The following is an 11838-nucleotide window of genomic DNA, read 5'->3' on the forward strand; positions in this document are numbered from 1 at the left end:
TAAGTGCCGCCCCGCACAGGGGCGACGCCCGCGCCGCGAGGCGCATCGCGGATGCCAGCGATAGCGGCAAAACAAAACCGCATCGCGGATGCCAGCGATAGTGGCAAAACAAAACCGCATCGCGGATGCCAGCGATAGTGGCAAAGCAAAACGAAGCCTCCATCGCAGACAAAATAAATCAATGCCCCCTGTCCGGCGGTTCAATCAACGCCCCCGCGCGCGGCTCATCGATCTTCGCGCTCCCACCTCCATGCTGTCTCTCGATCCAGTTCCGCCGCTCCTCCCGCGGCGTCACCCCAAACCGCTCGCGGTACGCATTGGAAAAATGCGCAGCAGAAGAAAAACCACATGCCAGACTGATCTGCACGACAGACTTGCTCGTGCGCTGCAACTGCGTGCGCGCCTTCGCAAGCCGCAGCCCAAGGTAGTACTTCGATGGCATCGAGCCAAGGTATTGCCTGAACAGGCGCTCCAGCTGCCGGCGCGAAACGCCGACAAGCCCCGCGATCTCGTCCGACGTCAACGGGTCCTCGATGTTCGCCTCCATCAGCAGCAACGCATCGTTCAGGCGCGGGTGGCGCTCGCCCGGCGCCGTCACGAACGGTATGCGCTGGCGCTCTTCGCCCGAGCGCAGCGTGCCCACGCCCATCGTGTCCGCGATGCGCTCGGCCAGCTCCGGGCCGTGATCGCGGCCGATCATCGCCAGCATGAAGTCGACGGTCGCCTGGCCGCCCACACACGTCGCGCGGTCCCGGTCGATTTCGAAGATCTGCTGCGTGACGATCGAGCGCTCGAACTGCTCCGTGAACTGCTGGTACGTTTCCCAGTTCACGCTCACGCGATAGCCGGACAACTGCCCCGCCATTGCCAGCCACCAGACGCCGTGGTGGATGCCCGTCACGAGCGGCGTGCGCTGCCCGACGCGCGACAGGCTCGCCAGAAAGAGGCGGTAATCCGCGAATTGCTGGAAGCGCTCGCTGACGATGATCAGCCAGTCGCATGAAATGGCATCGCCGAACGCGGCGTCGGCCGGCCATTGCGCGCCGCCCGCGAGCGGCACGGGACGGCCGTCCCATGAACAGACCTGCCAGCGGTACAGCGCACGGCCGTCGATTTCGTTCGCAAGGTTCAGCGCATCGACGATGGGACCGACGCCCGACATCGACACGGGCGGCAACGCGACGATCGCGACCTGGGTCGTGCGCGCGGGACTGGACGACGGGCGTGGCATTGCTGCGCGTTGCAGGGTTACTTGAGGCTGCCCGACAGGAACTGCTTCAGACGTTCGCTTTTGGGCGACACTAGCACTTCCGAAGGCACGCCCTCTTCTTCCGTGCGGCCCTGATGCAGGAACATCACATGGTTCGACACGTTGCGCGCGAAGCCCATTTCGTGCGTCACGACGATCATCGTGCGGCCTTCTTCAGCGAGCTTCTGCATCACCTTCAGCACTTCGCCGACAAGCTCCGGGTCGAGCGCGGAAGTGGGCTCGTCGAACAGCATCACATCGGGGTTCATCGCCAGCGCGCGCGCAATCGCGACGCGCTGCTGCTGGCCGCCCGACAGATGCGACGGATATTGCTTCTCCAGACGCGGCGCGAGACCCACCTTCTCCAGATACGCGCGCGCGCGGTCTTCGGCTTCCTTGCGCGGCACGCCGAGCACGTGAATCGGCGCTTCGACCACGTTCTCCAGCACGTTCATGTGCGCCCACAGGTTGAAGTGCTGAAACACCATCGCGAGCTTCGTGCGGATACGCTGCAACTGCTTGTGATCCGCGACTTCGAAGTTGCCGTGACGGTCGACCTTCGTGCGCACGGCTTCCCCATCGACGACGATCTGCCCGGCATTGGGCCGCTCGAGAAAGTTGATGCAGCGCAGGAACGTGCTCTTGCCCGACCCGCTCGCACCGATGATGCTGATCACGTCGCCCTTGTTGGCGTTCAGCGAGACGCCCTTCAGCACTTCGTTGTCGCCATAGCGCTTGTGGATGTCCTGCACGGCGAGCTTGCAGGCTTCCGTTTGAGTCGTGTGGAGCAAGGTGCTCTCCCGAAGTGAAGATGGGTGAAACGTGATGCTTGCCGCGATGCGTGCAGCCGCGGCCGTATGCCGCCGTGGCGCTGTCAATGCCGGCGCACGGCCAGATACGCGAGCCAGTGACGCTCGGCGCGCCGGAACAGCGCAACCAGCGCGAACGATACAGCAAGATAGATCAGCGCCGCGAGCCCGAATGCCTCGAACGAACGATAGGTGGCCGAGTTCGCATCGCGCGCGACCTTCAGCACATCGGGTACGGTGGCCGTGAAGGCGACGGTGGTCGCGTGCAGCATCAGGATCACTTCGTTACTGTACAACGGCAGCGCGCGGCGCAGCGCGGACGGTATCACAATCCGCCGGTACATCGTGAACCAGCTCATCCCGTACGCACGCGCGGCTTCGACTTCGCCATGCGGCGTCGTGCGGATCGCGCCCGCGAAAATCTCCGTCGTGTACGCACACGTGTTCAACGCGAACGCAAGGATTGCGCAGTGAAAGCCGCTGCGGAAAAACGCATCGAGCAACGCATGCGAGCGCACGAACTCCAGGCTGTACATACCCGTGTAGATGAGCAGCAGCTGCACGTACAGCGGCGTGCCGCGAAACACATACGTGTAGAGGCGCACGGGCGTCGACAGCCAGCGCTTCTTCGACACGCGCGCCACGGCAAGCGGTATCGACGCGACGAAGCCGATGCCGATCGACGCGACCAGCAGCCACAGCGTCACCGCAAGACCCGAGATGCGCTGGCCGTCCCAGTAGAGGAACGCGCGCCAGAACTGGTTGAGAATGTCGATCATGGTCGTCTCTTGCAGGTCAGCAGTTAGAGTTCGGCGTGCCGCACGCCGATCGAATAGCGCTTTTCCAGCCAGATCAGCACGAGGTTCGATACGGTCGTGATCGCCAGATAGATCGCCGCGGCAACGAGAATGAAGAAGAACATGTTGAACGTGCTCTTGCCGGCGTCCTGCGCGGCCTTGACGACATCGGCGAGACCGATGATCGACACGAGCGCGGTCGCCTTCACGAGCACCTGCCAGTTGTTGCCGATGCCCGGCAGCGCGAAACGCATCATTTGCGGAAACAGGATGCGGGCGAACACGCGCGCGCCGCTCATCCCGTACGCCGCGCCCGCTTCGAGCTGGCCGCGCGGCACGGCGAGAAACGCGCCACGAAACGTTTCGGTGAAGTACGCGCCGTAGATGAAGCCGAGCGTCAGCACGCCGGCGACGAACGGGTCGATGTCGAATTGCGGCAGCTCGAGTGCGTCGGTCAGATCATTGACGGCGATCTGGATGCTGTAGAACAGCAGCAGCATCAGCACGAGATCGGGCACCGAGCGGATCAGCGTCGTATAGCCCGTCGCGATCGCGCGCATCGGCCGGTTGAACGACAGCTTCGCCGCCGCGCCGATGAGACCGAGGACGACGGCTGTTGCGAGCGAAAGAACCGACAGTTCGATCGTCTTGATCGTGCCATCGAGGAGCACCGGACCAAAGCCATAGAGAAACACGCGCATCTCCTGTCGACCAGCGTTGGCGCTTTAGCGCCTACGCTGGTCCCATGCCAGGCCGGTGGGTGCCGGCGCTTCAGCGCCTGCTCCCACCCCCTCGGCGAGTCGACCAGCGTTGGCGCTTTAGCGCCTACGCTGGTCCCATGCCAGGCCGGTGGGTGCTGGCGCTTCAGCGCCTGCTCCCGCCCCCTCGGCGAGTCGACCAGAGAGTTGGCGCTTTGACGCCTTACCCTGGTCCCATGAACCGCAAGTGCCATCAGCCGGAAAGGCTGCAACTCCTGCGGCATGGCGCGGATACTCGCAAGAAAAATAATTTGCTCAAACGGCAGCATCATCCTCTTGTGCGTCGCAATATCCGGTGTCGCATACGCGTGTGAGCATCGAACGCCCGCTACATCAAGCGCGATCACTTTGTAAGCACACTGCACACGCGTTGCGCCTGCCGCGAATTCGCAAGTTTCGGGTCGCTTTTTCGATAGACGCCCGGCGCCGCCTGCATGCCCGCAAACCCGCGCCCATTGGGGCTTTCCCTGAAGGCGACGCACACGGGTCACGGTCCATCGGAGCCGCGCGTTAGACTTGCCTTGCCGCGACGCCCATGCCGCGACGGCACGACCACGCCGCTTCCCTCACAGGATTGCCGCATGACACTGCGCCCCGACTCCGCCACGCTCGACGCCTACACGCGCGACGCCGCCCGCTACTCGCGTGAATGGCTCGACCAGCCGCCGCCCGACGACATGTACGCGCTGTGGCAAGAACACCTGCTGCCGGCAGGCAAGACGGCGGATATCGGCTGCGGCAACGGACGCGATGCCGGGTGGCTTGCGGATCACGGGTATCGCGTGACGGGCTTCGATGCGTCGGACGGCATCCTCGAAGAAGCGCAGCGGCTCTATCCGCAAATCGGATTCCGCAAGGCGACGCTGCCGTCGCTCGCCGAGATCGACGAGCAGTTCGACAACGTGGTGTGCGAGACCGTGTTGATGCACCTGCCCGCCGACGCGATCACCGATGCAATCGACAACCTCGTGCGCATCCTGCGGCCAAGCGGCATGCTGTATCTGTCATGGCGCGTGACCGACGGCGAGGACGCGCGTCAACAGGATGGGCGGCTCTATTCGGCATTCCCGCCGTCGCTCGTCACGCACGCGCTGACTGGCTGCATGATCCTGTTCGCCGACGATACGACGAGCGCAAGTTCGGGCAAGCGCGTGTGCCGCATCATCGCCGCGAAGCGCACGGACGGCTGACGCGTTTGCACATTCAGCGTCATTCAGCGCAAACGGACGGCCTTAAAGCGCGCTCACGACGACGAGGCGCACGCTTGCCTCAGTCGATGCCGAGGCAAGCGCGGATGGCGGGCAGCATCGACTCGACGGCGGCGCGTCCTTCCGCGATCGCGGGCTGCGCGCGGTGAAAATCGAAAATGCCCATGCCGCCCAGGCGCGGCTGGATCAGGATGTCGGCGGGTTCGCCCGCGAGCCGGCTTCGCGTGATCCGCACCTGCATGATGTCGATGCTTTGCGCGATCGAACTGAGCATCGACGGCACGCGCGCGCTCGGCGAGGGCGGCACGCGCACGTCGCGCGAATGCTGCTCCGGCGATGGTTGCAGCCAGTTCGGAAACGGCCTGCCGTTGCGCCGCAGCAGCATCGGCGGCGCGGGCGTCGCGATCTGGGGCGGCGGCGCATCGGGATCGAGCGCGAGCGGCTCGGGTTCAGCGACAGCTTCGTCAACGGGCATGGGCGGCAGATCGACCACCGCGCCGCCGAAGTCGCGGCCATTCAGAATGTCGTTGTTCAGATCGACGGCGATCACGCAGTCGGCCCGCATGCCGCGCGCAGCGGACACGGGCACGGGGTTCGACAGGCCGCCATCGACGAGCCACACGCCGTCATGCAGCACCGGCGTGAAGATGCCCGGAATCGCAATCGACGCGCGCACTGCATCGACCACGCCGCCGTCCTGCAGCCAGGTCTCGCGGCCCGAATCGAGCTCTGTCGCGACGGCGGCGAACGGCATTTTCAACTCGCGGATCTCGCGGCCGTTGAAGCGGTTCGCAAACACCTGAATGACCTTCTTGCCGCCGAGCAGCCCGCCCGAAAACCGCAGATCGAGCAGACGCACGACCGACTGCCACGTGAGCCGCGTGACCCACTCTTCCAGCCAGTCGAGATCGCCGTTCGCATAGACGGCGCCCACCAGCGCGCCGATCGACGTGCCCGCAACGAGATCCGGCCTGATGCCCGCGTCGTGCAGCGCGCGGATCGCGCCGATATGCGCCCAGCCGCGCGCAGCGCCTCCGCCGAGCACGAGGCCGATGCGCCGGTATCTTCTTCGCGTGGACACGGTTGTTTTCTCCCTTGTTTGCAGGCGTTTTATGTTTGGACCTGGATTGCACGTCCTTGTTTTCGCCGCGGCTTCCCGTGCTACGTCAGTGACCGCGCATCACATCCGAGCGCGACGTCGTGTAGACGATGTGATTGACGTCGAAATGCACGTTGAAAAAGCCCTCTTCGGTGACGCCGCCCTCGCGCCACTTCCAGCTCCACACCGTCTCCGGCTTGAGCGGATAGACGGCCACTTCGCCTGGCTTGCCGAGCAGGCGCCGCACTTCGTCTTCCGTCATGCCGGGCCGGATCTTCGCGAAGTTCGCGGCCGTGAGCACCTGCGTGATGGCCTGCAACGTGCCGTCCGGGGCGATGTCCACCATGTAGGTATTGAGGCCCTGCGGACCGCGCGGATATTCGAGGCGCTTCGAGCCGTCGGTGAAGTCGCGCTCGGTCTCGGGCTTGCCCATCTGGTCGCGGATCTGGGCTTCCGTCGTGACACCGGGCGTCAGGCCCTTCAGAAGCAGCGCATCCGGTTTGACGGCGTTGAAAAATTCCTTCAGCTTTTGCACGGCTTGCTCGCTTTGCTGGTCGTTGCAGCCGGCAAGCGCGGACAGCGCGCCTGCCACGGCCACGGAAAGCATCATGTTGCGCAACGTTGTGCGGATAACCATCTTCGGCGATACGAAAATCGAATGATATAAACGACAAGAGCATAACCCGCTCGAAGGCGGGATCGCGTGCGAACGCCGTGCAGATGTGTATGCAAAGTTAAAGAATTGCTACGCGAGATTTCGCGCTCGACAAAGCTCGGCTATGAAGATGCTGATGAAGCGAAAATGCTGATGAAGCGCGAATGCGCGTGACGGGCGATGAACGGTTGCAGGAACAGCGGCGTCGCGCGCATCGAATGAAACGCGACACGCGTCGCGTTTCGGCCAGAAGTCGCATGGACTCCTGGCCGTGACGCAATTTTCACCGCTATGGACGGCCGCCGGAACGGCAGCCGCTGGCCCCTCGACAATCCTGCAAGTGAAGACAATCTAGCTGCGGCCCATGAAATGCGCGAGAGCGCGTTTACACCGAATCGGCCGACGAATCCGGCCGCCCTAGGCGAACTACCAAGCCGTCGTGCCCTTCGCGGCATGAGCGGCTGCGCGAGCGCGACAGCGCCGGGCGGCATGCCGGCGCCCGGCTGACCCGGCCAGCCCGGTTCGTCCGGGTGTGCGCTGCGTAGCCGACCTACGCGTGACGTGACGGGCCGACCGGCGTCGAGGTCCGTGGAGGCCGCCGCCTCATCATGCGGGAATGCGTCGCGCCGTCCCGCGTCGTTGGCGGCGACGCTTCCACACTAGCGCGTGCGCGCGCGCGATTCTGTGCGAGGGCACACGCTGCGCAACGTGCGGCGCGTCTCGGGTGCCCTGTTTTTGGGCTGTTCCGATTGACGCACGCGCGGCCTTCGCTGCGCGCCCGCTCCGACCATCGCCCGCCGCCCACTCGACCCTGCTGTCCGCAGGGGCATGCTCAAGCCGCCAGCAGGAAAAAGGACGCTTTGGCACAATCCGCTTTTGCCCACACCAGCACGGCCCCGCCGATCGCTCTTGCAAAGAACGGCGGCTGACCGCACATCGATTGTCATGATTCCTTTTTCGGTCCTCGACCTTTCTCCCATCACGGCGGGCGCGAGCGCGTCGGACGCGTTTCGCAACACGCTCGATCTCGCGCAGCATGCCGAGCAATGGGGCTACAAGCGCTACTGGCTCGCCGAACATCACAATATGACGGGTATCGCGAGCGCGGCGACGTCGGTCGTGATCGCGCACGTCGCGGGCGGCACGAAGACGATCCGCGTCGGTTCGGGCGGCGTGATGCTGCCCAACCACGCGCCGCTCGTGATCGCCGAGCAGTTCGGCACGCTCGAGTCGCTGTATCCGGGGCGGATCGATCTCGGCCTCGGCCGCGCGCCGGGCACGGATCAGACGACAGCCCGCGCATTGCGCCGCGAGTTGCACGGCAGCGCCGATGCATTCCCCGACGATGTCGTCGAGTTGCAGCGCTACTTCGCCGAGCCGGTGCCGGGCCAGCGCGTGCGCGCGGTGCCGGGCGCGGGCCTGCACGTGCCGTTGTGGCTGCTCGGTTCGAGCCTGTTCAGCGCGCAACTGGCGGCGGCGCTCGGGCTGCCGTTCGCGTTCGCGTCGCACTTCGCGCCCGACTACATGATGCAGGCGCTGCATGTGTACCGCGCGCAGTTCCGCCCTTCCGCGACGCTCGCGCAGCCCTATGCGATGGTCGGCGTGAACCTGTTCGCCGCCGATACGAATGCAGAGGCGCAACGTCTCTTCACATCGCTGCAGCAGCAGTTCATCAATCTGCGGCGCGGCACGCCGGGCCAGTTGCAGCCGCCCGTCGACCAGCTTGCGGCGTCGGAGATGGAGTTGGGCAGCGTGCGGCATTCGCTCGCGTGCTCGGTCATCGGCGACCGCGAGACGGTGCGTGACGGCCTGCGGTCCATCATCGAGCAGACGGGCGCCAATGAATTGATGCTGACGGCACAGATCTACGATCACGCAGCGCGGCTGCGCTCGTTCGAAATCGGCGCGCAGCTTCGCGACGAGATCGGCGCGTAAGCTGCAATGGCTGCGCGGTTTTGAAGGCCGCATCGAGCAAAGACCAACGCACAGACGAACCCACGAGCGAGCGCAGCACGCTCGCTCGCGCTCGCTTTCGGCACCCGCTCTCAGTGATTCGCGGACACGGCAGCGAGCCCGTCGAGCAGCGCCTTGTGGAACGCCTGCGGGTCCTGCATCTGCGGCGCGTGCCCGAGCTCGGCGAACTCGACGAGCGTCGCTTGGGGAATCGCCTTTGCGGCCGCGCGGCCCAGCTCGGGGTAATGGCCAAGCTGCGCACGCACGTCGGGCGGCGCTGCGTCCTTGCCGATCGCCGTGGTGTCCTTCTGACCGATCAGCAGCAGCGTCGGCACGCTGAGCTTCCCCAGCTCGTAAAAAACCGGCTGCGTGTAGATCATGTCATAGAGCAGCGCCGAATCCCACGCGACATCCTTCTTTCCCGGCCCGCGATACATGCCCGCGAGCATCTGCACCCACGGCTCGAAATCGCTGCGCCATTGTCCCGAGTAATACGTCGCCTGTTCATAGCGGCGGATACCATCCGCCGTCGTCTTCAGTTCGCGCTCGTACCACTGATCGACGGACAGCGACGGCACGCCCTTCGCCTTCCAGTCCTCGAGCCCGATGGGGTTGACGAGCACCAGTTGCTGCGTCGCCTGCGGATACATCAGCGCATAGCGGATCGCGAGCATGCCGCCCGTCGAATGGCCGACGATCGTCGCGTCGCTGATGCCGAGCGATCCGAGCAGCGCATGGGTATTGCGCGCGAGCTGCTGGAAGCTGAACTGGTAGCGCTGCGGCTTGCTGGACTTGCAAAAGCCGACCTGGTCAGGCGCGATCACGCGATAGCCCGCCGCCGTCAGGCGCTCGATCGTGCCTTCCCATGTCGCGGCGCAGAAATTCTTGCCGTGCAGCAGCACGACCGTCCGGCCATTGGGATGATCGGGCGCGACGTCCATGTAGGCCATGTGCAGCGGCTCGCCTTGCGATGTGAACTCGAACCGCCGCACGGGCCGCGGATAGTCGAAGCCCTGCAGTTCGGGCCCATATGCGGGACCGTCGTTGCCGGGCGCGGCATCGGGCGGCGCGATGGTCGAGCTCGCCGACTTCGCGGACGACGGCGCGGAACGGGCGGCATCGGCGGCATGCGCATCGACGGCCAGAACGGCGACGCAGGCGGACAATGCGGCGGCAGCGAGGAGTGAACGGAATCTCATAGGCGGGTCGGCGTCGTGGGAAGGAGCGGAACAAGCCCGTCATGATGCCCGTGCCGCGGCCGCTTTGCAGCGCCGTGTGTCGGCGCGGACGCGCGCCGCGCGCGGCGTCCATAACGGGCGTTTCAATGCTGGCGGGAAACGCCGGCAAGCAGTAGTGGCAAGAAGGGGCGAAAAGAAAAGAAGCGGTGACAGCAACTGCGCCCCGCCCGGACCGTGTCACATGCGATCCCCGTATCGGCCGTCCCACGAAATCCAGCATCAATTACTCGCGTGGACTGCGCGACACGCCCATGGCGGCCGTTTCTACCGCAACGCTGCGCCTCCTTCCGGGCCGCAAGCGAAATGTGGCATGGCGAACGCGGCCCGCGCAACAGGCCGCCGCGCACCATTGCGCGGCGCATGCGCATGGTCCAGACTAACCGGTGGCTGGCACCGCCAATGCTCTATCGGGAAATGGGCGATTCGACCCGATGCGAGCATGTGCCGCAGCGTGCCGCGCCGCGGAGGCGCGATGCGGCTGCCGCGAAAGAGGCGCGCCGCCGCGAATGGGAATTCACGGGCAGTCGCGGAAAAAGCAATCACGCGACCACAGCAACAGCGCAACGCGTCAAACAAAAAAACAGACCGCCGGGGCATAGAAAAGCTTCCACCAGGGCTCAACCATAAAAGGAAGGAGACGCACATGGATACGCCGGCAAGCCTCAACGATCTGCAGCACACGACTCTCGCCATCGTCCTCGCGGGCGGCCGCGGCACGCGCCTCGGGCCGCTCACGAACAAGCGCGTGAAGCCCGCCGTCCATTTCGGCGGCAAATACCGGATCATCGATTTCGCGCTGTCGAACTGCCTGAACTCGGGCATCCGGCGCATCGCCGTCGTCACGCAGTACAAGGCGCACTCGCTGCTGCGGCACGTGCAGCGCGGCTGGGGCTTCCTGCGCGGGGAGTTCAACGAGTTCATCGATCTGTGGCCGGCGCAGCAGCGCGTCGAAGGCGCGCACTGGTATCGCGGCACAGCCGACGCCGTGTTCCAGAACCTCGACATCATCCGCTCGATCCGCCCGAAATACGTCGTCGTGCTGGCGGGCGACCACATCTACAAGATGGATTACACGCGCATGGTGATGGACCACGTCGAGTCCGGCGCGGACTGCACGGTCGGCTGCATCGAGGTGCCGCGCATGGAGGCCGTCGCATTCGGCGTGATGCACGTCGACGAAGAGCGCCGCGTGACGGGCTTCGTCGAGAAGCCCGCCGATCCGCCCGCGATGCCCGGCCGCCCCGACATCGCGCTCGCCAGCATGGGCATCTATGTGTTCAACTCCGACTACCTGTACGCGATGCTCGAGGAAAACATCAGCAGCGTCGCGACCGATCACGACTTCGGCAAGGACATCATTCCGCGCGTCGTCACGTCGGGGCATGCAATCGCGCATCCCTTCAGCATGTCGTGCGTGTCGTCGGACCCGAGCGTCGAGCCGTACTGGCGCGACGTCGGCACGATCGACGCGTACTGGGCCGCGAATCTCGATCTCGCGTCGACGATTCCGGCGCTCGACCTCTACGACCGCAACTGGCCGATCTGGACGCATCAGGAGCAACTGCCGCCCGCCAAGTTCGTGCGCGACCTGAACGGCTTGCAAGGCTCGGGCACCAACATGATCGTATGCGGCGGCTGCGTGATCTCGGGTTCGCAGATCTCGCGCTCAGTGCTGTCGTCGAATGTGGTCGTGAATTCGTTCTGTAACCTCGCTGAGGCAGTCTTGCTACCGCAAGTGACGATTGGCGCGAGTTGCCGCCTGCGCAAGGTCGTGATCGACCGGGGCTGTCAGATTCCGGACGGCACCGTGATCGGCGAAGACCCTGTGCGCGACGGCGAACGCTTCTACCGGACGGATACGGGCGTGGTGCTGGTGACGGCCGAGGCGCTCAAGCGGCAGGTGCCCGCCGCGCGGTAAGCGCCGCAACGCCGGAACGCACCACCCCGCTGGCCGGCGCAGCCGCCCAAAAGGCCGTTCAGGAGCTCGCCGCCCAAGGGCCGCCGCCCACCGGCACGGCGATCGCTTCGCCCGCGTGAGCGGCCGTTGGGCGACGCGCGTGCCGGGCGGCGCA

At 65.3% G+C, this 11838-nt stretch carries 10 protein-coding genes; 3 read left to right on the forward strand and 7 right to left on the reverse strand.

The window, feature by feature from the left end; all coding sequences use genetic code 11:
- Window positions 1–178 precede the first annotated feature (178 nt).
- From J8I87_RS36780 to J8I87_RS36795, 4 genes are all read right to left on the reverse strand, one after another.
- Complete coding sequence (locus tag J8I87_RS36780) at window positions 179–1231, reverse strand: GlxA family transcriptional regulator (RefSeq protein WP_209937259.1); 1053 nt, start codon at window positions 1229–1231, stop codon at window positions 179–181.
- A 17-nt stretch (window positions 1232–1248) separates the two neighbouring features.
- Window positions 1249–2040 carry an ABC transporter ATP-binding protein gene (locus J8I87_RS36785; RefSeq protein ID WP_209937260.1) on the reverse strand — a complete coding sequence of 264 codons (792 nt, stop codon included), beginning with the start codon at window positions 2038–2040 and terminating at the stop codon, window positions 1249–1251.
- 83 nt (window positions 2041–2123) lie between these two features.
- A complete protein-coding gene (locus tag J8I87_RS36790) occupies window positions 2124–2837 on the reverse strand; it encodes an ABC transporter permease (protein ID WP_209937261.1) in 714 nt (237 codons plus the stop codon).
- 23 nt (window positions 2838–2860) lie between these two features.
- On the reverse strand, window positions 2861–3550 hold the full coding sequence (locus J8I87_RS36795) for an ABC transporter permease (RefSeq protein ID WP_209937262.1): 690 nt from the start codon (window positions 3548–3550) through the stop codon (window positions 2861–2863).
- Window positions 3551–4194: 644 nt separating this feature from the next.
- On the opposite strand from J8I87_RS36795, the gene J8I87_RS36800 reads away from it, so the two are divergent.
- Window positions 4195–4803: a bifunctional 2-polyprenyl-6-hydroxyphenol methylase/3-demethylubiquinol 3-O-methyltransferase UbiG gene (locus tag J8I87_RS36800; RefSeq protein WP_209937264.1), complete on the forward strand. Its 609-nt coding sequence runs from the start codon at window positions 4195–4197 to the stop codon at window positions 4801–4803.
- A 79-nt stretch (window positions 4804–4882) separates the two neighbouring features.
- On the opposite strand, the gene J8I87_RS36805 is transcribed toward J8I87_RS36800, so the two are convergent.
- Window positions 4883–5902, reverse strand: coding sequence for a patatin-like phospholipase family protein (locus J8I87_RS36805; protein WP_209937265.1), 1020 nt, complete (start codon window positions 5900–5902; stop codon window positions 4883–4885).
- Window positions 5903–5987: 85 nt separating this feature from the next.
- The gene (bamE, locus tag J8I87_RS36810; RefSeq protein WP_209937266.1) at window positions 5988–6530 is read right to left on the reverse strand and encodes an outer membrane protein assembly factor BamE; all 543 of its coding nucleotides are present in this window, start codon (window positions 6528–6530) and stop codon (window positions 5988–5990) included.
- Between the two features lie 990 nt (window positions 6531–7520).
- Between bamE and J8I87_RS36815 the strand changes: the two genes are divergently transcribed.
- Entirely contained in the window at window positions 7521–8510 is a 990-nt protein-coding gene (locus J8I87_RS36815) for an LLM class flavin-dependent oxidoreductase (protein WP_209937267.1), read from the forward strand.
- A gap of 110 nt (window positions 8511–8620) precedes the next feature.
- Here J8I87_RS36815 and J8I87_RS36820 read toward each other — a convergent pair whose 3' ends face one another.
- Window positions 8621–9727, reverse strand: a complete 1107-nt coding sequence (locus tag J8I87_RS36820; protein ID WP_209937268.1) for an alpha/beta fold hydrolase — start codon at window positions 9725–9727, stop codon at window positions 8621–8623.
- Between the two features lie 682 nt (window positions 9728–10409).
- Between J8I87_RS36820 and glgC the strand changes: the two genes are divergently transcribed.
- The gene (glgC, locus tag J8I87_RS36825; RefSeq protein ID WP_209937269.1) at window positions 10410–11684 is read left to right on the forward strand and encodes a glucose-1-phosphate adenylyltransferase; all 1275 of its coding nucleotides are present in this window, start codon (window positions 10410–10412) and stop codon (window positions 11682–11684) included.
- Window positions 11685–11838 lie beyond the last annotated feature (154 nt).

Source organism: Paraburkholderia sp. LEh10 (genome assembly GCF_017814945.1).
Lineage (GTDB): Bacteria > Pseudomonadota > Gammaproteobacteria > Burkholderiales > Burkholderiaceae > Paraburkholderia.

Coding starts and splice junctions, on each gene's coding strand:
- J8I87_RS36780 (WP_209937259.1), bottom strand. CDS start 1,231: ATGCCACGCCCGTCGTCCAGTCCCGCGCGCACGACCCAGGTCGCGATC.
- J8I87_RS36820 (WP_209937268.1), bottom strand. CDS start 9,727: ATGAGATTCCGTTCACTCCTCGCTGCCGCCGCATTGTCCGCCTGCGTC.
- J8I87_RS36815 (WP_209937267.1), top strand. CDS start 7,521: ATGATTCCTTTTTCGGTCCTCGACCTTTCTCCCATCACGGCGGGCGCG.
- J8I87_RS36800 (WP_209937264.1), top strand. CDS start 4,195: ATGACACTGCGCCCCGACTCCGCCACGCTCGACGCCTACACGCGCGAC.
- glgC (WP_209937269.1), top strand. CDS start 10,410: ATGGATACGCCGGCAAGCCTCAACGATCTGCAGCACACGACTCTCGCC.
- J8I87_RS36790 (WP_209937261.1), bottom strand. CDS start 2,837: ATGATCGACATTCTCAACCAGTTCTGGCGCGCGTTCCTCTACTGGGAC.
- bamE (WP_209937266.1), bottom strand. CDS start 6,530: ATGATGCTTTCCGTGGCCGTGGCAGGCGCGCTGTCCGCGCTTGCCGGC.